Genomic DNA, 20287 nt, shown 5'->3' with positions numbered 1-20287 from the left:
GTGCCCACCCTACGTTACACAGCCTTGGCAGGCAGGAATCAGCGCAGCGGGGCCGGATACGTCGCCGGGCTGACGTTGCCGTCCTTGTCGACCGCCTGCACGCCGAAGAAGTAATTGTCCTTCGACAGATTCACGGTCGCCTCGGTCACATTGCCGACGAACTTCGAGCCCTGCCAGCCGGCGGCAGTCGTTTCGCGCCAGACGATGCGGTAGCCTGCGACATCCGGTTCCGGATTCGCCTGCCAGACCAGCGTCGAATCGTTCACCAGCTTGTCGGTGCGCACCTTGACGCCCTGGGGCGCGGCCGGGGCCAGGGCCAGCGAAGCCAGTGCGGCGGCGTTCACCCTGGCCACCTTGGCCGTGTAGTCGTAGTCGACGAAGTCGGTCAGGTCGCCATAGACCTTGCCGTTCTCGGTGCGCAGGTTCTGGTGCTGGTGCGAGAAGTCCTCGTTCGGCTCGGTGAAGCGCAGCGCGGCATAGCCCTGCTCGAGGAAAGGCATGTGGTCGCCGCCGCGCAGGTAGCGGTCGTGGCGCTGGATGACGTTGACCTTGAAGCCCTTCACGTAGCGCTCGCCCTGCTCTTTCACATGGCGCGCGAGCTGGCGCGAAGGCGAGTCGTTCTCGCCGCCGGTGGCAACCAGCTGGCGCACGGCTTCGCTCATCTCTTTCGTTGCCGGAATGCTCTGCGCGAACAGGCGCACCTGCTTGTTGTCGATGCGGCCGTCGTCGGCGCGCGAGCTGCCGATGATGTCGTTGGTGAACATGCCGGCCACGTTCAGGTTTTTCTCGCGTGCCGTCTTCGCCCAGTGGCCGGCGCCGAGCAGGCCCTGCTCTTCGGCGGCGACCGCCATGAACACCAGGGTCGCGTCGAACTTGTACCTGGCCATCACGCAGGCCATCTCCATCACGGCGGCCGTACCCGAGGCGTCGTCGTTCGCGCCCGGCGCCTTGCCGGTCGCATCCATCACGTCGGTGTTGCGCGAGTCGTAGTGGCCGCTGACCACGTACACGCGGTCCTTCGAGGCCTCCTGGGTGCCCGGCAGCGTGGCGACGACGTTGACGATCTCGGTCGGACGCGAGATGCGTGCCGACACCGGTGCGATGTGGCTGTCGAAGTCGACGCTCAAGCCGGTGCCGGCACCGCAGCGCTCGAGTTCGGCCCTGATCCAGCGGCGTGCGGCGCCGATGCCGGTCGTGTCCGAAGTCGTGTCCGACATCGTGTGGCGGGTTTCAAAGCTGACCAGTTTGCGCACGTAGTTCTCGATGCGCTTGGGCGAGATCTCGGCGACGATCTTGTCGATCTGGGCCTGGTGGCGGGAGACATCGGGAGCGGAGGATGCGGCGTGGGCGCTGATGGCGAACAGTCCGGCGATGAGGCCGGCGGCGATGCGGAGGCGAGGCATGAGGATCCTTGAAATCGTTGCTTTCGATTTCGTATCTTCTCATGCCTCCTTTACTTCTTGCAGTATTTACATGCAGAAATACCGGTGCGAAACCGAAGGCGTGGCCAGGGCAGCGCCCCGGCCGCGCCGCAATTACATGCTCTTGGACTCGGCAGGCTTGGTCTTGCTGTCCTTGGCGGACTTAGCATCCATCTTGGCTTCAGACTTGGTGTCGGTCTTGGCCGCCTTGGCGTCCATCTTCGTATCCGTCTTGGCAGTCTTGGCATCCATCTTCGCGTCCGCCTTGGCAGCCTTGGCATCGGTTTTGGCAGCCTTGGCGTCGGTTTTGGCGGCCATCGGTGCGCCTTCCTTGGCCTTGCCGTTCACCTGCAGGCCCGCTTCGGACAGCTTGATCGCCGTCTTGTCGCCCACACCCTTGACGCGCTTCTGGAAGTCGGCCCAGTCCTTGAATTCGCCCTTGCTGCGCTCGGTCAGGATGGTTTTCGACATGCTCGGTCCCACGCCCTTGACGGAGTCGAGGGCGGCGGCGTCGGCCTTGTTGACGTCGACCTGGGCAAACGCGAAGCCGGTCGAGGCGACCAGCATGGCAACGGCAAGCATCAGTTTCTTGATCATCGGGTGTCTCCATTCAGGAATGTGGCCGGCGGGTGCCGTCCGTCCCGTGTTAACGCGCATGCGCGGAAACTGTTGACGTGTTTGGTTAATCCGGATCAGAAACGTCGCGCCCAGGGTGGGCCTGGATACCCACCCTATGATTCAACCGGGGAAGAGCTCGGCCCGCGTGACCGTTGCGGTGCCCAGCTTGCCGACGACAATGCCACCCGCCCGGTTCGCCGTCGCCAGCGCCACATCCAGCGGCGCACCGGCCCCCAGCATCGCCGCCATGGTCGCAATCACCGTGTCGCCGGCACCCGATACGTCGAACACCTCGCGCGCATCCGCGTGCACGTGCAGCACTTCCTTCTCCGTGTACAGGCTCATCCCCTCCTCCGATCGCGTCAGCAGCAGGGATTCGATCCCCAGCTCGGCGCGCAGCGCCTGGGCCTTGGCGGTCAGCTGCTCCTCGGTCTTCCAGTTGCCGACGATGCGCCTGAGTTCGGATTTGTTGGGCGTCAGCATGCTGGCGCCCGCATACGGCGAGAAATCGTCGCCCTTCGGGTCGACCATCACGATCTTGCCGGCTTCACGCGCGGCGCGGATCATTTCGGCGACGTTGACCAGGCTACCCTTGTTGTAGTCCGAGAAGATCAGTACATCGTAGTCCGGCAGCAGCGCCTTGAACTGGGTCAGCTTGTCGCGCAGCACGTTTTCGGTCGGCGCATCCTCGAAGTCGATGCGCACCATCTGCTGCTGGCGGCCGATGACGCGCAGCTTGATGATGGTGGAGATCGCTTCGTCGCGTTTCAGGTAGCTGTGGATGCTTGATTCGCGCAGCAGGGTCTCGACCTGGGTGCCGGCTTCGTCGGCCCCGACCACGCCCAGCAGGCCGCTGTGGGCGCCCAATGCGGCCGCGTTGCGGGCGACGTTGGCGGCGCCGCCGAGGCGCTCCTCGCGGCGCTCGATGCGCACCACCGGCACCGGCGCTTCCGGAGAGATGCGCGAGACGTCGCCGAACCAGTAGCGGTCGAGCATGACGTCGCCGACGACGAGCATGCGCACGTTGTCCAGCCGCGGGGCGGCGGTGTGGAGGTAGTCTGCGCCGTCGAGTACGCGGCGTGCGGTATCGGTCGTCATGCTTCCTGCTTCAATTCATCACGTTGAGTTCTTCGGTGCGGCGCGGCGGGTAGGTTTCCCAGCGGCTGCAACCCGGGCATTGCCAGTAATACTGGCGCGCCTTGAAGCCGCAGTGGCCGCACTGGTAGCGCGCCAGCTTGGCCGTGTAGCCGTGGATCAGGTTCTTCACCATCGACAGCTCTTCCCAGATATGGGCCGGGGCGTCCATCAGGCGCGCCTCCAGCAGTTTATCCAGGCCGAGCAGGGTCGGATTGCGGCGCAATTCGTCGAGCACCAGCTGTTTGGCAGCCTCGACGCCGTCGAGTTCAATCACGGCCTTGAAGACGACCTCGATCAGGTCGATCGAGGACGCTTCGGCCAGGTAGGAACGCAGCAGGTTGACGCCTTCCTGCGGGCGGCCGACGCGGCGGTAGCCGTCCATCAGGCGTCCGGCCACCAGGGCCACGTGCGGCACGCTTTGCTGCTCGACGCGCTTCCAGGTGGCGATGGCCGCCTCGACGTCGCCCTGGGCCAGCAGCACGTCTCCCAGCAGCATGGTCGCGCGCACGCTGTTGCGGTCGGCATGCAGGGCTTTATCCAGCAGCGACATCGCGTCGGGCAGGTCGCTGCGCACCAGCGCATCCTGGGCCAGCTCGCAATAGAACTGGGCGATTTCCTTCTGGCGCGCACCGGCACCCGACAGCTGCAGGCCGGTCGCGGCATCGATGGCGCGGCTCCATTCCTTTTCGCGCTGGTAGATTTCCAGCAGCGCCTTGCTGGCCTGGACGCTGTACCCGCCGTCGACCAGGCCGTTGAAGGTCTCTTCGGCGCGGTCGAGCAGGCCGGCCTTCAGGTAGTCCATGCCGAGTTCGTACTGGGCTTGCATGCGCTGTTCGGGCGGCAGGTCGGGCCGCGCCAGCAGGTTCTGGTGGACGCGGATCGCGCGTTCGATCTCGCCGCGCCGGCGGAACAGGTTGCCGAGCGCGAAGTGCATGTCGGCCGTTTCCGGGTCGAGCGTGACGATCTCGATGAAGGCGTCGATCGCTTTATCCGGCTGGTCGTTCAGCAGCAGGTTCAAGCCCTTGAAATAGGCCCGCGGCAAGGTGCGCGATTCGGACAGGATCTGTTTGATGTCGACCCGGGCGGCGATCCAGCCGAGGCCAAAGAAGACGGGGACGGCGAGCAGCCACCAGGTTTCAAATTCCATGGATTGTTATTCTTGATTGATGATCGGAGCAATTACCGAGGTGCGACCGCATCCGCGGCGGGCTGGGCGCTACCGGTGCCGGCAGCGCTTTGCAGGGCCTGCACGGTGTTCTTGTGCTGCGAGGATTCGCGGCGGTGGCGGAACACGGTCGGCGACATGGCCAGGATGCCGAGTGCGGCGCCGGCGATGAAAAAGGCGAGCAGCATCAGCACCAGCGGGCCGCGCAGTTCATAGCCGAGGAAAAAGTTCAGGTCGACTTCCTGCGTGTTCTTCAGCGCGAAGCCGAAAAACAGGACGAACAGGACAAATCCTGCGAGGGTGGAGACGAATTTCATCGGGTGGGCCTGGCGGTGGGGGATGCAAAGGCGCAGTGTCGCATATCTGCACATTTATTTCAAAGTTGAGGTCCGTTTGGCGGGTGCCGGAATCGGTGGGCACGGGGGTGCCCACGCGGACATAAGCTTTCGTAGGGTGGGCGCCCCGTGCCCACCATTCGACGCAGGCAAAAAAAACGGCGCCCGAGGGCGCCGTTCTTGTTGCCTGCACGTAGCAGACGACTTCAGTCTTCGATGATCGGTTGCCCGACCATCGCGTCGACCCGCTCGCGCAACTGCTTGCCGGGCTTGAAATGGGGCACCCGTTTTTCGGGCACCATCACCTTGTCGCCCGACTTCGGATTGCGGCCGATGCGGGGTGGACGGCTGTTGAGTGCAAAGCTGCCGAAACCACGGATTTCGATGCGCTGCCCGGTCGCCAGGGCGTTGGTCATCGCATCGAGGATGGTCTTGACTGCGTACTCGGCATCCTTGGCGACCAGCTGAGAATAACGCTCAGCCAGTCGTGCAATCAACTCGGACTTGGTCATCTGGTCGCCTCAAGCAGGGTCAATTAACCCTTGTTATCGAACTTGGCCTTCAGCAGCGCGCCCAGGCTGGTCGTGCCCGATGCGGCATTGCTGTCGCTCGAGTTCGACAGCTTGCTCATCGCTTCCTGGGTCTCGACATTGTCTTTCGCCTTGATCGACAGCTGGATGCTGCGCGCTTTGCGATCGATGTTGATGACCAGGGCTTCGACCTTGTCGCCGACCTTCAGGTGGGTACCGGCATCTTCAACGCGGTCACGCGAGATTTCCGAAGCGCGCAGGTAGCCTTCGACTTCTTCGTTCAGGCCGATGACGGCGCCTTTCGGCTCAACCGACTTGACCGTACCGGTGACCAGGGAACCCTTGTCGTTCAGTGCAGCGAAGTTGTTGAACGGGTCGCCTTCCAGCTGCTTGACGCCCAGCGAAACACGCTCGCGCTCGACGTCGATGGCCAGAACGACGGCTTCCAGCTCGTCGCCCTTCTTGAAGCGGCGCACTGCCTCTTCGCCGGCTTCGGTCCACGACAGGTCCGACAGGTGCACCAGACCATCGATGTTGCCTGGCAGGCCGATGAAGACGCCGAAGTCGGTGATCGACTTGATCGAACCCTTGACCTTGTCGCCCTTCTTGTGGGTCATGCCGAAGTCGTCCCATGGGTTCGCCTTGCACTGCTTCATGCCCAGCGAGATACGGCGACGCTCTTCGTCGATTTCCAGGACCATGACTTCGACTTCGTCGCCCAGCTGCACGACTTTGTTCGGAGCCACGTTCTTGTTGGTCCAGTCCATCTCCGACACGTGCACCAGGCCTTCGATGCCCTGCTCGACTTCGACGAACGCGCCGTAGTCGGTGAGGTTCGTGACTTTACCGAACAGGCGGGTGCCTTGCGGGTAACGACGCGACAGGCCGGTCCAGGGATCGTCGCCCAGCTGCTTGACGCCCAGCGAGACGCGGTTCTTTTCCTGATCGTACTTGAGGACCTTGGCGGTGATTTCCTGGCCAACCGACAGCACTTCCGACGGGTGACGCACGCGACGCCATGCCAGGTCGGTGATGTGCAGCAGGCCGTCGATGCCACCCAGGTCCACGAACGCGCCGTAGTCGGTGATGTTCTTGACGACGCCGGTCACGACCGTGCCTTCTTTCAGCGTTTCCATCAGTTTCTGGCGCTCTTCGCCCATCGATGCTTCGATGACGGCGCGGCGCGACAGGACGACGTTGTTACGCTTGCGGTCCAGCTTGATGACCTTGAACTCGAGGGTCTTGCCTTCGAATGGGGTGGTGTCCTTGACCGGACGGGTGTCGACCAGCGAACCCGGCAGGAATGCGCGGATGCCGTTGGTCAGGACGGTCAGGCCGCCCTTGACTTTACCGTTGACGGTACCGGTGACGATCTCGCCCGATTCCATTGCTTTTTCCAGGGCCAGCCACGATGCCAGGCGCTTGGCCTTGTCGCGCGACAGGATGGTATCGCCAAAACCGTTTTCCAGCGATTCGATGGCCACGGAAACGAAGTCGCCAATCTGGACTTCCAGTTCGCCCTGGTCATTCTTGAATTCTTCGACCGGAATGAAAGCTTCCGACTTCAGGCCTGCGTTGACGATCACGAAGTTGTGATCCAGACGCACGACTTCAGCGGAGATGACTTCGCCCGAGCGCATATCTTGACGCGACAGCGATTCCTCGAAGAGGGCTGCGAAGCTTTCCATACCGGAATCTTGGGTGGTTGCAGTAGACATAGGTGATTTACATGTTAGCCAGCAGGACCGGCGATGGTGCGGTTCTGAACTGGGTCAGGTTAAAACAACACCTGCGGGGCAAAAGGCCGTCGCAGGCACCAAACAAACAACTGAGCAAACTACAGCAGCGTGTGCCAGTGGAGCACTTGCTCCACCGCTTCATCCACCGACATATCCGACGTATCGAGGATGTACGCGCCTTCCGCAGGGACCAGCGGGGCGACGGTGCGATGGGTATCGCGGTCGTCGCGCGCCTGCAAATCCGCCAGCAGATCGTCCATATTAGCAGAAAACCCTTTGCCAATCAATTGCTTATATCGGCGTTCGGCACGGGCTTCGACGCTGGCCGTCAGAAACACCTTCAGGCGTGCATTCGGGAAAATGACGGTGCCCATGTCGCGCCCGTCGGCCACCAGGCCCGGCGCCTTGCGAAAGCCCAGTTGCAGGGCGTAGAGGGCCTGGCGCACGCTTGGGAAGGCCGCGATTTTCGAGGCGTTGTTGCCCACTTCCTCGGCCCGGATCAGCGCTCCCACCTCTTCGCCGGCGAGGAAAATATCGCCATTGGAGAAGCTTGCCGGCAGCACCTGTGCCAGCTGGGCCACACCCTGCTCGTCGTCGAGGGCGACGCCGGCCCGCATGGCGGACAGTGCCGTCAAGCGGTAGAGGGCGCCCGAATCGAGCAGGTGGTAACCGAGCCGGTCGGCGACGCGGGCGGCGACGGTGCCTTTGCCGGAGGCCGTCGGGCCGTCGATCGTGATCACGGGAATATGGGAGTTGGGCATTGTGTTGATGACTTCTTGTTGTTGGCGACGGGGCGCAGTTTAAAACACTTGATCAGAACAGTTCACTGCGCGCAATGCTCGCGAACGCTTCGAAATAGTCGGGGAAGGTCTTGGCGACGCATTTCGGATCGTTGATGCGCATCGCGTTGCCGCGGCGCGCCTTGCCGTCCAGGGCGGCCAGCGAGAAGCACATCGCCATCCGGTGGTCGTCATAGGTGTCGATGGTCGCCGGCAGCAGTTCCTCGGGCGGGGTGATCGTGATGTAGTCCGCGCCCTCTTCCACGATGGCGCCGACCTTGCGCAGTTCGGTCGCCATCGCCGCCAGGCGGTCGGTTTCCTTCACGCGCCAGCTGGCGATGTTGCGCAGGGTACTGGTGCCGTCCGCATACAGCGCGGCGACGGCGATCGTCATCGCGGCATCCGGGATATGGTTGAAGTCGGCGTCGATGGCTTTCAGTACGCCGTTCCCGCGCGCTTCGATCCAGTTCTCGCCGCGGGTGACGATTGCGCCCATGCGTTCCAATGCGTCGGCAAAGCGCACGTCGCCCTGGATGCTGTCCTGCCCCACCCCTTCGACCCGCACCGGTCCGCCGCCGATCGCGCCGGCCGCCAGGAAGTAGGAGGCCGAGGAAGCGTCGCCTTCGACGTGGATACTGCCCGGCGAGACGTATTTCTGGCCCGGCTGCACCGTGAACGAGGCCCAGCCGTTCTGCTCGACCGTCACGCCGAAGCGGCGCATCAGGTTCAGCGTGATCTCGATGTAAGGCTTGGAGATCAGCTCGCCGACGACGTCGATCGTCACCGCATGCCCGCGCGCCATCAGCGGCGCGGCCATCAACAGCGCGGTCAGGAACTGGCTCGACACATTGCCGCGCACCGACATGCGGTTTGCATGGATGTGGCCACGGCGAATGCGCAGCGGCGGAAAGCCCTGCTCCCCGGTGTACTCGATTTGCGCGCCGATCTCGTTGAGGGCGTCGACCAGGTCGCCGATCGGACGCTCGTGCATGCGCGAGACGCCGTGCAGGGTGTAGTCGCCGCCGATCACGGCCAGGGCCGCGGTCAGCGGGCGGATCGCGGTGCCTGCGTTGCCCATGAAGAGGTCGGCCTCGCCAATGGGCAGCACGCCGCCGTTGCCATGCACGACGACGGTGCGCTCGTCGACTTCGTCCCACTGGATGCCGAGCGAGCGCAGCGCGCCCAGCATCACCATGGTGTCGTCGGAAGCGAGCAGGTCGTGGATCGTGGTCGTGCCTTCGCTGAGCGCCGCGAGCAGCAGCGTGCGATTCGAGATGCTTTTCGAACCCGGCAGGCGCACCGTGCCCTCGACGTGCATGACGGGCTCGAGGTCGATGTGCTGCGGGTAGTGTTTTTGCTGCGTCATTCGGGTTCCTGATTCTTGAGTGGCGCGGGCTCGGCCGTTTCGATGGCCTCGCTCCAGGCGCGGCGGGCGCGCTGCGCATTCGTGTAGATGAGCTCCAGCCCTGCCCCATCCCTGGCGGCCAGGTGCCCGCGCAATACTGTCAATTGTGCCAGATATGCATCGAGCTCGGTGAGGAGCGCATCGCGGTTGGCGAGGCTGATGTCGCGCCACATTTCGGGAGAAGAGCCGGCGATCCGGGTGAAGTCGCGAAAGCCGCTGGCCGCGTACTGGAACAGCTGGTCCGCATGCGGTTTTTTCGCGATGTCGTCCACCAGCCCGAACGCCAGCAAATGCGGCAGGTGGCTGACGGCGGCGAACACGCGGTCGTGCTCTTCGGGCGTGAGGGTGTGGATGATCGCGCCGCACAGGCGCCAGGCGGCCGCCACCAGGCCGACGTCGCCGGCCGCGTTTTCCGGCAGCGGCGTGATGATTGTCTTCTTGCCCTGGTAGAGCCCGGCCAGTGCCGCGTCCGGACCGTTCGACTCGCGTCCGGCGATCGGATGCGCAGGCACGAACTGCTTTGCCTTGTCGCCCAGCGCTTCGCGGGCAGAAGCGACGACGTCCGACTTGGTGCTGCCGGCGTCGGTGATCACGGTGCCGATGTCCAGGTAGGGCAGCAACTGTTTCAGGATCGGCCCGGTCTGGGCGACCGGAGCGGCCAGCAGTACGAGATCCGCGCCGGCCATCGCCACTTCCGGCGAATCCGTGATGCTGTCGACGATGCCCAGTTCCAGCGCGCGCGCCAGGGCTTCCTGCGAGCGCCCCATGCCCACGATTTCCCGCGCGGCGCCGGCCTGCCTCAAAGCCAGCGCGAACGAGCCACCGATCAGCCCGACGCCGACGACAACGACCTTGCCCAGCATTAGCTCAGCGCCTTCTTGAGTGCTTCGATGAAGGTCGCGTTCTCCTGCGGCAGGCCGATCGAGATGCGCAGCCACTGCGGCAAGCCGTAGGCGCCGACCGGACGCACGATCACGCCCTGTTTCAGGAGCGCCAGGTTGACGCGCGCACCGGCCCCGTCGTCGTCGCCGACGCGCACCAGCACGAAATTGCCGAAGGAAGGAACGTATTCCAGGCCGAGTTCCTCGAAGGCGGCAGTCATCTGCCTATAGCCCGCGGCGTTGTTCTCGGCGCCCTTCTTGAGGAACTCCTTGTCGTTCAGCGCCGCGATCGCCGCCGCCTGGGCCAGCGAATTGACGTTGAAAGGCTGGCGGATGCGGTTCATCAGGTCGGTGACTTCCGGCTGGGCGATCGCAAAGCCCACGCGCAGGCCGGCCAGGCCATAGGCCTTGGAGAAGGTGCGCGAGACGATCAGGTTCGGGTACTTGCGCACCCAGTCGGCGGATTCGAACTGGTGTTCGGCGGCCAGGTATTCGTTATAGGCTTCGTCCAGCACGACGACCACGTTCGCCGGCACCTGCTTCAGGAAGGCTTCGATCTCTTGCGCGCCGATAAACGTGCCGGTCGGGTTGTTCGGGTTGGCGACATACACCAGGCGCGTGTCCGCTTCGATCGCGGCTGCCATGCCTTGCAGGTCGTGGCCGTAGTTCACGGCCGGGACGACGATCGCGCGCCCGCCCACGCCCTGCGTGGCCAGTGCATACACCGCGAACGAGTACTGCGCGAACACGACCGACTCGCCCTTCTGGACGAAGGCATGGGCGGCGATTTCGAGGATGTCGTTGCTGCCGTTGCCGAGCGTGATCCAGTCGGCCGGCACGTCGTAGCGCGCGCTGAGGGCGGCTTTCAGTTCGAAGCCGTTGGCATCCGGGTAGCGGCCGAGGTCGGCGGCGGCCTGCGCCATCGCGGCCTTGCTCGACTCGGGCACGCCGAACGGATTCTCGTTGGAGGCGAGCTTGACGATGCTGGCCTCATCTAAACCGAATTCGCGGGCGACTTCAGCGATGGGTTTGCCGGCCTGGTAAGGGGCGATGGCGCGGACGTATTCTGGACCGAATTTCGACATGGGCTAGACTCAAAAAGTAGATATTAGAGGCCGACCGGGTAGGAACCCAGCAGCTTGAAAAAGGCGGCGTTGTCGTGCAGTTCCTCGAGGGCGCGCGCGACGGCTTCGTCCTGGCGGTGACCCTCGACGTCGACATAGAAGTAATACTCCCAGGTGCCGATGCGTGCCGGACGCGATTCGAAGCGCGTCATCGACACGCCATGCGTCGCCAGCGGCGCCAGCAGTTTATACACGGCGCCCGCCTTGTTCGGCACGGCCAGCACCAGCGAGGTGCGGTCGCGTCCCGACGGGCTGGTCTGCAGCGAGCCGATCACGGAAAAGCGGGTGCGGTTGTGCGGATCGTCCTGGATGTGGGCCTGGACCACGCCCAGCTGGTACTGCTCGCCCGCCATCTCGCTGGCGATCGCCGCCACGGTCGGGTCGCGGCTCGCCAGGACCGCCGCTTCCGCGTTGGAGGCCACGGCGCGGCGTTCGATGTTCGGGTGGTGCAGGTTCAGCCAGACCTGGCACTGCGCCAGGGCCTGGGAATGCGCGCAGACGACGGTGACGCCGTCCATGCTGCCGGTCTTCGTCATCAGGCTGTGGTGCACGGGGATCGAGACTTCGCCCGAAATCGCGGTGGTCGTCGCCAGCATCAGGTCGAGCGTGCGGTTGATGGCGCCCTCGGACGAGTTCTCGACAGGGACCACGCCGAAGTCGGCGGTGCCGGCTTCCGTTGCGCGGAACACCTCGTCGATCGAGGCGCAAGGCAGGCCTTCGACGGCGTGGCCGAAATGTTGGTAGACGGCCTGCTCGCTGAAGGTGCCGGCCGGTCCCAGGTAGGCGACGGTGACGCGCTTTTCCAGCGCGCGGCAGGCCGACATCACCTCGCGGAAGATGGTCTGTACGTCCTGGTTTTTCAGCGGGCCCGGATTGCGGTCGGCGACGCCGCGCAGCACCTGCGCTTCGCGCTCGGGGCGGAATACGGGGGCGTCGGTTTCGGCTTTCACGTGGCCGACTTCCTGGGCGATGCGGCCGCGCTGGCTGAGCAGGTCCAGGATTTGCGCGTCGATCGCGTCGATCTGCTGGCGCAGTGGGGTGAGTTTGTCTGTCATGGTGTGCTGATAAATGGCTGCTGTTTTATTTGTTGGCCGTTGCGTAACGTAGGGTGGGCACTCGTGCCCACGCGGTCACCGGCTGAACTGTTGCGGCTCGTCCGTGGCCCGTTACCGGGTGCAGGTGGTAAGCACCGGCACGTACGCGTGGGCTCGAGAGCCCACCCTATGGCGCACAACCGCCGCGGATTGGAAATCCACCGCCGGGTTTTACCGCCCCGCAAACTCGTTCAAATAATCGACCAGGGCCTGCACCCCTTCGATCGGCATCGCATTGTAAATGGATGCCCGCATGCCCCCGACGGACTTGTGGCCCTTCAGCTGCAGTAGCCCGCGCGCCTTCGCGCCGGCCAGGAATTGGTCGTTCAGTGATTCGTCGCGCAGATAGAACGGAATATTCATGCGCGAGCGGCACGACTCCTCCACGCGGTTGCTGTAGAAATCGTCGCGATCCAGCGCCTCGTACAGCAGGCGCGCTTTCTCGATATTACGCGCTTCCATCGCCGCCACGCCACCCTGGCGCTTGAGATGGGCGAATACCAGGCCGGCGATATAGATCGCATAGGTCGGCGGCGTATTGAACATCGACTCGTGCTCGGCCACGTTCTTCCAGTGGAAGGCGGACGGACAGGCCGGCAGCGCGTACTCCAGCAAATCCTCGCGCACGATCACCAGCGTCAGGCCCGCCGGGCCGATGTTCTTCTGGGCGCCGGCGAAAATCACGCCATATTTCGACACGTCGATGACACGCGACAGGATGTGCGAGGACATGTCCGCCACCAGCGGCACGCCGTCCAGGGGCTGCGGCACGAAGTTGTACTCGACGCCATCGATCGTTTCGTTGGTGCAGACGTGCAGGTAGGCCGCGCCGTCGGTGAGTTTCCAGGTAGCTGGATCTGGTACGCGCGTAAAACCCTCGGCCTGGCTCGAGGCGGCGACGTTCACCTGCGCATAGCGCGCCGCTTCCTTGATCGATTTGCCGGACCACGAACCCGTGTGCACGAAATCGATGGTGCCCGGCTGGGCTACGCGTCCCAGCAGGTTCAGCGGGATCACCGCATTCTGGCCCAGTCCCCCGCCCTGCATGAACAGGATCTTGTAGTTCGCAGGGACGGCCAGCAGCTCACGCAGGTCGGCTTCCGCCTGCTTATAAATCGAGATGAATTCAGGGCCGCGATGGCTCATCTCCATCACCGACATGCCGCTGCCGTGCCAGTCGAGCATTTCGCTGGCGGCTTGTTGCAATACTTCCTTGGGGAGGACGGCAGGTCCTGCCGAAAAATTGAATACGTGGGTCATGCGGTCCTTTCGCCCTGGTTTGATTGGTTCTAAAAAAAACGCCACCCGCGCAGGGTGGCGTTCGCTGGCTTATTCCGGCGCCGCTTCGAGCTCGACCTCTTCCAGGTCCGTCTCGACGATACGTTGCAGGCCCGACAGCTTGGTGCCGTCCTCGACCGCGATGAGCGTGACGCCCTGGGTCGCACGGCCCATCTCGCGGATCTCGGACACGCGGGTGCGGATCAGCACGCCGCCGGTCGTGATCAGCATGATCTCGTCCGTGGTGTCGACCAGGGTCGCGGCCACGACCTTGCCGTTACGTTCGGAGGTCTGGATCGCGATCATGCCCTTGGTGCCGCGGCCGTGGCGGGTGTACTCCGTGATCGGGGTACGCTTGCCGAAGCCGTTCTCGGTGGCGGTGAGCACCGACTGCTGCTCGTTCTCGGCCACCAGCAGCGCGATGACCTGCTGGCCCTCTTCCAGGTTCATGCCGCGCACGCCGCGCGCGGTACGGCCCATCGGGCGCACGTCGTTCTCGTCGAAACGCACGGCCTTGCCGCCATCCGAGAACAGCATCACGTCGTGCTGGCCGTCGGTCAGCGCCGCGCCGATCAGGAAGTCGCCTTCGTCCAGGTCGACCGCGATGATGCCGGCCTTGCGTGGATTGCTGAAGTCCTTCAGCGGCGTCTTCTTCACGGTGCCGAGCGAGGTCGACATGAAGACGTAATGGTCTTCCGGGAAGGTGCGGTTGATGCCCGACAGCGGCAGGATGACCGTGATCTTCTCGTTGTCCTGCAGCGGGAACATGTTGACGATCGGCTTGCCGCGCGAATTGCGCGAACCCTGCGGCACTTCCCAGACCTTCAGCCAGTACATCCGGCCGCGGTTCGAGAAGCACAGCATGTAGTCGTGCGTATTCGCGATGAACAGCTGGTCGATCCAGTCCTCGTCCTTCGTTGCCATCGCCTGCTTGCCGCGGCCGCCGCGCTTCTGCGCACGGTATTCGGCGATCGGCTGCGACTTCATGTAGCCGGTGTGCGACAGGGTCACGACCATGTCCTGCGGCGTGATCAGGTCTTCGGTATCGAGGTCGCTGGCGTTGTGCTCGATGGCCGAACGGCGCGCATCCTTGCCGTTTTCGGTGTAGTCGTTCTTGATCTGGACCATCTCGTCGCTGATGATGGTCGTCACGCGTTCCGGACGCGACAGGATGTCGAGCAGGTCGGCGATGTGGGCCATCACCTCTTTGTACTCGTTGACGATCTTGTCCTGCTCCAGGCCCGTCAGGCGCTGCAGGCGCATCTGCAGGATTTCCTGGGCCTGCTCGTCCGACAGTTTATACAGGCCGTCGGCCTGCATGCCGTAGTGCTTCGGCAGGTGCTCCGGACGGAAGGCCTCGATGCCGCCGATCGTGCTGCCCTCGGCGGTACGCAGCAGCATCTCGCGCACCAGGGACGAATCCCAGGCGCGCTGCATCAGTTCCATCTTCGCCACCGGCGGCGTCGGCGCGGCCTTGATGATGGCAATAAAATCGTCGATGTTGGCCAGCGCGACGGCGAGACCTTCGAGCATGTGCCCGCGCTCGCGCGCCTTGCGCAGTTCGAACACGGTACGGCGCGTGACGACTTCGCGGCGGTGCGACAGGAAGCACTCGAGCATCTGCTTGAGGTTCAGCAGCTTCGGCTGGCCGTTGACCAGCGCCACCATGTTCATGCCGAAGGTGTCCTGCAGCTGGGTCTGCTTGTACAGGTTGTTCAGCACCACTTCCGGCACTTCGCCACGCTTGAGCTCGATGACGACGCGCATGCCCGACTTGTCGGACTCGTCGCGGATGTCGCTGATGCCCTCGAGCTTTTTGTCGCGCACGTTCTCGGCGATACGCTCGAGCAGCGATTTTTTATTTACCTGGTAGGGCAGTTCGTCGATGATGATCGCAATGCGGCCGCCATCCTTGCCATACTCTTCGAAGTGGGTCTTGGCGCGCATCACCACGCGGCCGCGGCCGGTGCGATAACCGTCGCGCACGCCCGAGACGCCGTAGATGATGCCGGCGGTCGGGAAGTCCGGCGCCGGGATCAGCTCGATCAGCTCGTCGATCGTGCAGTCCGGGTTGCGCAGCAGGTGCTGGGCGCCGTTGATGACTTCCGACAGGTTGTGCGGCGGGATGTTCGTCGCCATGCCGACCGCGATGCCCGAGGAGCCGTTGATCAGCAGGTTCGGGATCTTGGTCGGCAGGACGGTCGGTTCCTTCTCCTTGCCGTCATAGTTCGGCTGGAAGTCGACCGTGTCCTTGTCGATGTCGGCCAGCAGCTCGGCGGCGATCTTGTCGAGGCGGCACTCGGTATAACGCATTGCCGCGGCGCTGTCGCCGTCGATCGAGCCAAAATTGCCCTGCCCGTCGACCAGCGTGTAGCGCAGCGAGAAGTCCTGGGCCATCCGCACCAGCGTGTCGTAGATCGACGAGTCGCCGTGCGGGTGGTATTTACCCATGGTGTCGCCGACCACGCGCGCGCACTTCACGTAAGGACGATTGAAGTTGTAATTACTCTCGTGCATGGAGAAGAGCACGCGCCGGTGCACCGGCTTCAGGCCATCACGCACATCCGGCAACGCACGGCCCACGATCACGCTCATGGCGTAATCGAGGTAGCTCTTGCGCATCTCTTCTTCGAGGGAAATAGGGACTGTTTCTTTTGCGAATTGATCCATTGTGCGGGTCGACTGCTTTCAGGCTAATGGTTATGAGTTCCAACGGATGATTCTACCATGCACCTATACAGTGAGCGACATTTGCCGAAGAGACAATCCACCCTTGTTTCATGCACAATTGTTGAGCTGACACATGCACGTCATAAACATTCGTCAAGCTGTCGTACACTACAGGGACGTTGTTGCGCAGAAACAACGCGCACCACGCCATGCACCGTGATTGCGCAGGCGCCGGTCGTACGGATATGGCGAATGTGGCAAAATGGCCGAGAAGTTAATTGCTTGTTTCATAATGCGAAACGAACATATCCGGAAATGATGTTAATATTCTGCCTACGTTGTCGCAAATAATGAAATTTCGCAGCGAAAAGATTTAAAACCGAAAGGAACGAAAAATATGAAGAAGATTGCAACCCTCATGCTCGCGGCTACGGCAGCGATGGCTGGCAGTGCGTTCGCTCAGAGCGCTCCGCCGTACGCGCCGCTGACCACCGACATCCAGGCGAACAAGCCGTACAGCGCGTACGTCCAGGACAGCCGCGGCGTGATCGCGCGCGATCCTTTCGGCCTGTGCTGGCGTACCGGCTACTGGACCCCGGCCGACGCGGTCCCAGGCTGCGATGCGCCGCTGTGCGTCCCGCCTGAAAAGCTCGAAAACGGCAAGTGCGTGGCCCCACCGCCACCACCGGTCGAAGCCGCACCGGCGCCTGCCCCGGCACCTGCACCAGCACCGGCACCAGTGCCGACCTCGGAAAAGGTGAGCTACTCGGCTGACGCCTTCTTCGATTTCGACAAGGCCGTCCTGAAGCCTGAAGGCAAGAAGTCGCTCGACGAGCTGACCTCGAAGCTGGGCGACATGAACCTGGAAGTCATCATCGCCGTCGGCCACACCGACTCGATCGGCACCGATGCCTACAACCAGAAGCTGTCGATCCGCCGCGCCGAATCGGTCAAGGCTTACCTGCAGAGCAAGGGCATCGACGCCAACCGCGTCTACACCGAAGGCAAGGGCGAGAAGCAGCCTGTCGCTGACAACAAGAGCTCGGCTGGCCGCGCGAAGAACCGCCGCGTCGAGATCGAAGTCGTCGGTACCCGTACCCGCCAGCAGTAATTTGCCTGGTGGTACGAAGAACCCCGCCCTGGCGGGGTTTTTTTTCGCCCCTATATTTTTGTCGCCATGCGTCCGTCGCAGGCCAATATTTCCCGCTATTATTCCGACCTATGACTACGAACGCCGATCCTTTAGAAATCAACAAATTCAGCGAGCTGGCCCACCGCTGGTGGGACCCTACTTCCGAGTTCCGCCCGCTGCACGAAATCAACCCGCTGCGCCTGGAGTGGATCAACGCGCGCGCACCCCTGGCCGGCAAGAAGGTGATCGACATCGGTTGCGGCGGCGGCGTGCTGTCCGAATCGATGGCGCGCAAGGGCGCGAAAGTCACCGGCATCGACCTGTCGAAAAAGGCACTGAAGGTCGCCGACCTGCACAGCCTGGAAGCCGGCATCGAGGTGCGCTACAAACTCATCGCCGCCGAAGACATGGCGGCGGAAGAGCCGGGCCAGTACGACGTCGTGACCTGCATGGAAATGCTGGAACACGTGCCGGACCCCGCCTCGATCGTGCGCGCCGCGGCTGCGCTCGTAAAACCGGGCGGCCACCTGTTCTTCTCGACCATCAACCGCAACCCGAAAGCCTATCTGCTGGCCGTGATCGGCGCCGAATACGTGCTGCGCATGCTGCCGCGCGGCACCCATGACTACGGCAAATTCCTGACCCCGGCTGAACTGTCGCAATTCATGCGCGCTGCCGGCCTGCAGGTCGAAGGCATGAAGGGCCTGACCTACAATCCGCTGACCAAGATCTACTCGCTCAACAACGACACCGATGTGAACTACATGGTGGCTTGCACCAAGCCTGTGTAACCAAGCCTGTTTGATCAAGCCTCTTTCATTTCCCTGCCCTGATGACTTCCCCTGCCCTGACCCCGGCACCGCGTGCCGTCCTGTTCGACCTCGACGGCACCCTGGCCGACACCGCGCCCGATCTCGCCGCCGCCGTCAACTGGCTGCGCACCGAGCGCGGCCTCGCGCCCACGCCCTACAGCGTGCTGCGTCCAACCGCCTCGGCGGGGGCGCGCGGCATGATCGGCGCCGCCTTCGGCCTGGCGCCGGGGGACGAAGGCTACGAAGAATTGCGCCTGCAATGGTTCGACCGCTACCAGTCGAACATGGCCAATGAGAGCGGCCTGTTCGAGGGCATCGATGCACTCCTGCAGGGCATCGAGGAAGCCGGCATGGCCTGGGGCGTCGTCACCAACAAGCCGGCGCGCTTCACCGACCCGCTGATCCCGCAGATCGGCCTGGCGCACGCCGGCTGCATCGTCTCCGGCGACACCATGCCGCACGCCAAACCGCATCCGGCACCCTTGCTGGAAGGCGCGCGCCGGCTCGCTATCGCACCGGAGCATTGCTGGTATGTCGGCGACGACCTGCGCGACGTCGAGGCCGGCCGCGCGGCCGGGATGCTGACGGTGGCCTGCGCCTGGGGATACTGTGGCGCGATCGAGCCGCAGACCTGGGGCGCCGATTTCCTGTGCGCGACGCCGCTCGACCTGCTGGACCTGCTGCGCAGCTACGTCCGCATGCCTGTTGCGGCAAGGGCGTGAATACTTACATCTGATTACGATTGATACCGGTTTCTGTCTACCGTGTAACTGTCTTAATCCGTAATCTGCATCCATCGACAACGCAACAACAGATGGAGCAGACCATGAACACCACCGCAACCGCCACCCGTATTCATCCCCTGATGGCCGCAGCAGCCGCTTCGGTGATCATCGTCAGCCTGACCGGCGCCGCCGCCATCTCCGGCATGCTGCCGAGCTCGCGCAGCGCACCGGAGCCGCAAGCGGCCGTGCTGGCACCGACCGCCGCCGTGCCGCTGGCCGCACCAGGCGCGCCAAACCAGTATCAAGCCGCACTGCAAACCCAGGCGCAGTACGCCGCTCCGCAGGCCGCCGGCCAGGTGCAGGCAGGCGCCTTGAACCAGTACCCACAGGCCGCACCGACGGTCGTGAGCGCCGCTCCGGGCACGACGACTTACGTGCAAAGCCCGAACGCACCGACCGTGATCGTCAAGCAGGAAGCGGCGCCAGCGGCGAAGCCGCGTGTGGTCGAGCGTGTCGTCGAGCGCCGCGTCGTCGAGCACCGTCCGGTCCGCCACGTCGAGCGTTACGAGCAGCCGACCTACCGCCAGGCACCCGCCCCGGCACCGGCCCAGCCGAGCTATGTCGGCATCGGTACCGGCGCCGTCATCGGCGGCCTGATCGGCAACCAGGTCGGCGGCGGCAACGGCAAGAAACTGGCCACGCTGGCCGGCATCATCGGCGGCGGCTACATCGGCAACGAAGTCGCCAAGCGCAACGGCCAGTAACAACTTGGCTACAGACGGTCGCGTAACGTAGGGTGGGCTCTCGAGCCCACGCGTTACGTGCCATCGCACACCCGACCGTTCTCATTTTCGCATCAACGACACCTCACTTTGAAGCAGATCGTAACGCCACCCGGCAAGCGTCCCGACGTACTGCACACGGTCCGCGATTGGAGTACAATGGAGTTTCGTTGGGGGCGACCTGGTTTCGACGTGGGTTGCAAAGCAGTGCAGGGCATACCGAGGACTGGTTACCTCGTAAATACATCCAGAAATCAATAACTGCAAACGATAACTCGTACGCACTCGCAGCTTAATTGCTGCTAGCTCTACACTACCTCGCCTCTGGGGTGGGCCGCAAGGCAAGTAGAGTCATTTACAGAGGCTAGGACTCAACCGGGTTACTTGGTTGCTTCCGAAATTTAAGGTAACTCGCTGGTACACAGGGTGCACATCCTCGTTGTACTGGTTAAATTAAATGATAGTGCTAAGTATGTAGAACTGTCTGTAGAGTGCTTGCGGACGCGGGTTCGATTCCCGCCGCCTCCACCAACGCTTTTTTTACCTGTTTGTCCGAAGTCATCCAAAGCCGTCCACGTGACGGCTTTTTCTTTGCCCCTCCCTCTGCACGATACCCCGCCGGTGTCAAGCCTGCTCATCCATACCAGTCCAAAGTCATCC

General features: G+C 63.4%; 18 protein-coding genes and 1 other RNA gene. 5 read left to right on the top strand and 14 right to left on the bottom strand.

From position 1 onward, the window contains the following. Nucleotides 1-38 precede the first annotated feature (38 nt). From ACI48I_RS12265 to gyrA, 14 genes are all read right to left on the bottom strand, one after another. Nucleotides 39-1403: a M20/M25/M40 family metallo-hydrolase gene (locus ACI48I_RS12265; protein ID WP_498574330.1), complete on the bottom strand. Its 1365-nt coding sequence runs from the start codon at nucleotides 1401-1403 to the stop codon at nucleotides 39-41. Nucleotides 1404-1535: 132 nt separating this feature from the next. Then, the gene (locus ACI48I_RS12260) at nucleotides 1536-2018 is read right to left on the bottom strand and encodes a ComEA family DNA-binding protein (RefSeq protein WP_498574329.1); all 483 of its coding nucleotides are present in this window, start codon (nucleotides 2016-2018) and stop codon (nucleotides 1536-1538) included. Between the two features lie 141 nt (nucleotides 2019-2159). Next, entirely contained in the window at nucleotides 2160-3137 is a 978-nt protein-coding gene (rfaE1, locus tag ACI48I_RS12255) for a D-glycero-beta-D-manno-heptose-7-phosphate kinase (protein WP_193686641.1), read from the bottom strand. Nucleotides 3138-3147: 10 nt separating this feature from the next. Then, nucleotides 3148-4323, bottom strand: a complete 1176-nt coding sequence (gene lapB / locus ACI48I_RS12250; protein WP_498574328.1) for a lipopolysaccharide assembly protein LapB — start codon at nucleotides 4321-4323, stop codon at nucleotides 3148-3150. 32 nt (nucleotides 4324-4355) lie between these two features. Next, nucleotides 4356-4658, bottom strand: coding sequence for a LapA family protein (locus tag ACI48I_RS12245; protein ID WP_193686643.1), 303 nt, complete (start codon nucleotides 4656-4658; stop codon nucleotides 4356-4358). Nucleotides 4659-4882: 224 nt separating this feature from the next. Then, entirely contained in the window at nucleotides 4883-5188 is a 306-nt protein-coding gene (locus ACI48I_RS12240; RefSeq protein WP_056344442.1) for an integration host factor subunit beta, read from the bottom strand. Between the two features lie 23 nt (nucleotides 5189-5211). Next, complete coding sequence (rpsA, locus tag ACI48I_RS12235; RefSeq protein WP_193686644.1) at nucleotides 5212-6924, bottom strand: 30S ribosomal protein S1; 1713 nt, start codon at nucleotides 6922-6924, stop codon at nucleotides 5212-5214. 119 nt (nucleotides 6925-7043) lie between these two features. Further along, a complete protein-coding gene (gene cmk, locus ACI48I_RS12230; protein ID WP_193686645.1) occupies nucleotides 7044-7706 on the bottom strand; it encodes a (d)CMP kinase in 663 nt (220 codons plus the stop codon). A gap of 52 nt (nucleotides 7707-7758) precedes the next feature. Next, entirely contained in the window at nucleotides 7759-9090 is a 1332-nt protein-coding gene (gene aroA / locus ACI48I_RS12225) for a 3-phosphoshikimate 1-carboxyvinyltransferase (protein WP_498574327.1), read from the bottom strand. After that, on the bottom strand, nucleotides 9087-9992 hold the full coding sequence (locus tag ACI48I_RS12220; RefSeq protein ID WP_498574326.1) for a prephenate dehydrogenase: 906 nt from the start codon (nucleotides 9990-9992) through the stop codon (nucleotides 9087-9089). The genes aroA and ACI48I_RS12220 overlap by 4 nt, the downstream gene beginning before the upstream one ends. Beyond that, a complete protein-coding gene (hisC, locus tag ACI48I_RS12215) occupies nucleotides 9992-11095 on the bottom strand; it encodes a histidinol-phosphate transaminase (RefSeq protein ID WP_498574325.1) in 1104 nt (367 codons plus the stop codon). Before hisC ends, ACI48I_RS12220 begins: the two co-directional genes overlap by 1 nt. A gap of 23 nt (nucleotides 11096-11118) precedes the next feature. Beyond that, nucleotides 11119-12189, bottom strand: a complete 1071-nt coding sequence (gene pheA / locus ACI48I_RS12210) for a prephenate dehydratase (protein WP_498574324.1) — start codon at nucleotides 12187-12189, stop codon at nucleotides 11119-11121. Nucleotides 12190-12399: 210 nt separating this feature from the next. Continuing rightward, the gene (gene serC / locus ACI48I_RS12205) at nucleotides 12400-13488 is read right to left on the bottom strand and encodes a 3-phosphoserine/phosphohydroxythreonine transaminase (protein ID WP_193686650.1); all 1089 of its coding nucleotides are present in this window, start codon (nucleotides 13486-13488) and stop codon (nucleotides 12400-12402) included. Between the two features lie 69 nt (nucleotides 13489-13557). Further along, nucleotides 13558-16176 (bottom strand): DNA gyrase subunit A, encoded by a 2619-nt coding sequence (gyrA, locus tag ACI48I_RS12200; RefSeq protein ID WP_193686651.1) that lies wholly within the window; start codon nucleotides 16174-16176, stop codon nucleotides 13558-13560. 397 nt (nucleotides 16177-16573) lie between these two features. Here gyrA and ompA point away from each other — a divergent pair, with 397 nt between their 5' ends. From ompA to ssrA, 5 genes are all read left to right on the top strand, one after another. Then, a complete protein-coding gene (gene ompA, locus ACI48I_RS12195) occupies nucleotides 16574-17287 on the top strand; it encodes an outer membrane protein OmpA (RefSeq protein WP_193686652.1) in 714 nt (237 codons plus the stop codon). A 110-nt stretch (nucleotides 17288-17397) separates the two neighbouring features. Further along, nucleotides 17398-18099 (top strand): bifunctional 2-polyprenyl-6-hydroxyphenol methylase/3-demethylubiquinol 3-O-methyltransferase UbiG, encoded by a 702-nt coding sequence (ubiG, locus tag ACI48I_RS12190; RefSeq protein WP_193686653.1) that lies wholly within the window; start codon nucleotides 17398-17400, stop codon nucleotides 18097-18099. A gap of 41 nt (nucleotides 18100-18140) precedes the next feature. After that, nucleotides 18141-18842, top strand: a complete 702-nt coding sequence (locus ACI48I_RS12185; RefSeq protein WP_193686654.1) for an HAD family hydrolase — start codon at nucleotides 18141-18143, stop codon at nucleotides 18840-18842. A 104-nt stretch (nucleotides 18843-18946) separates the two neighbouring features. Next, nucleotides 18947-19609: a hypothetical protein gene (locus tag ACI48I_RS12180; RefSeq protein WP_193686655.1), complete on the top strand. Its 663-nt coding sequence runs from the start codon at nucleotides 18947-18949 to the stop codon at nucleotides 19607-19609. 190 nt (nucleotides 19610-19799) lie between these two features. After that, nucleotides 19800-20158, top strand: a transfer-messenger RNA (tmRNA) gene (gene ssrA / locus ACI48I_RS12175). The last annotated feature ends 129 nt before the right edge of the window (nucleotides 20159-20287 follow it).

It is taken from the genome of Massilia sp. LXY-5 (assembly GCF_059801075.1).
This window is presented reverse-complemented; position numbering and strand designations above follow the sequence as displayed.

Excerpts from the sequence above, each read along its gene's own strand:
- ACI48I_RS12265 (WP_498574330.1), bottom strand. The coding sequence starts at position 1,403 with ATGCCTCGCCTCCGCATCGCCGCCGGCCTCATCGCCGGACTGTTCGCC.
- ACI48I_RS12260 (WP_498574329.1), bottom strand. The coding sequence starts at position 2,018 with ATGATCAAGAAACTGATGCTTGCCGTTGCCATGCTGGTCGCCTCGACC.
- rfaE1 (WP_193686641.1), bottom strand. The coding sequence starts at position 3,137 with ATGACGACCGATACCGCACGCCGCGTACTCGACGGCGCAGACTACCTC.
- lapB (WP_498574328.1), bottom strand. The coding sequence starts at position 4,323 with ATGGAATTTGAAACCTGGTGGCTGCTCGCCGTCCCCGTCTTCTTTGGC.
- ACI48I_RS12245 (WP_193686643.1), bottom strand. The coding sequence starts at position 4,658 with ATGAAATTCGTCTCCACCCTCGCAGGATTTGTCCTGTTCGTCCTGTTT.
- ACI48I_RS12240 (WP_056344442.1), bottom strand. The coding sequence starts at position 5,188 with ATGACCAAGTCCGAGTTGATTGCACGACTGGCTGAGCGTTATTCTCAG.
- rpsA (WP_193686644.1), bottom strand. The coding sequence starts at position 6,924 with ATGTCTACTGCAACCACCCAAGATTCCGGTATGGAAAGCTTCGCAGCC.
- cmk (WP_193686645.1), bottom strand. The coding sequence starts at position 7,706 with ATGCCCAACTCCCATATTCCCGTGATCACGATCGACGGCCCGACGGCC.
- aroA (WP_498574327.1), bottom strand. The coding sequence starts at position 9,090 with ATGACGCAGCAAAAACACTACCCGCAGCACATCGACCTCGAGCCCGTC.
- ACI48I_RS12220 (WP_498574326.1), bottom strand. The coding sequence starts at position 9,992 with ATGCTGGGCAAGGTCGTTGTCGTCGGCGTCGGGCTGATCGGTGGCTCG.
- hisC (WP_498574325.1), bottom strand. The coding sequence starts at position 11,095 with ATGTCGAAATTCGGTCCAGAATACGTCCGCGCCATCGCCCCTTACCAG.
- pheA (WP_498574324.1), bottom strand. The coding sequence starts at position 12,189 with ATGACAGACAAACTCACCCCACTGCGCCAGCAGATCGACGCGATCGAC.
- serC (WP_193686650.1), bottom strand. The coding sequence starts at position 13,488 with ATGACCCACGTATTCAATTTTTCGGCAGGACCTGCCGTCCTCCCCAAG.
- gyrA (WP_193686651.1), bottom strand. The coding sequence starts at position 16,176 with ATGGATCAATTCGCAAAAGAAACAGTCCCTATTTCCCTCGAAGAAGAG.
- ompA (WP_193686652.1), top strand. The coding sequence starts at position 16,574 with ATGAAGAAGATTGCAACCCTCATGCTCGCGGCTACGGCAGCGATGGCT.
- ubiG (WP_193686653.1), top strand. The coding sequence starts at position 17,398 with ATGACTACGAACGCCGATCCTTTAGAAATCAACAAATTCAGCGAGCTG.
- ACI48I_RS12185 (WP_193686654.1), top strand. The coding sequence starts at position 18,141 with ATGACTTCCCCTGCCCTGACCCCGGCACCGCGTGCCGTCCTGTTCGAC.
- ACI48I_RS12180 (WP_193686655.1), top strand. The coding sequence starts at position 18,947 with ATGAACACCACCGCAACCGCCACCCGTATTCATCCCCTGATGGCCGCA.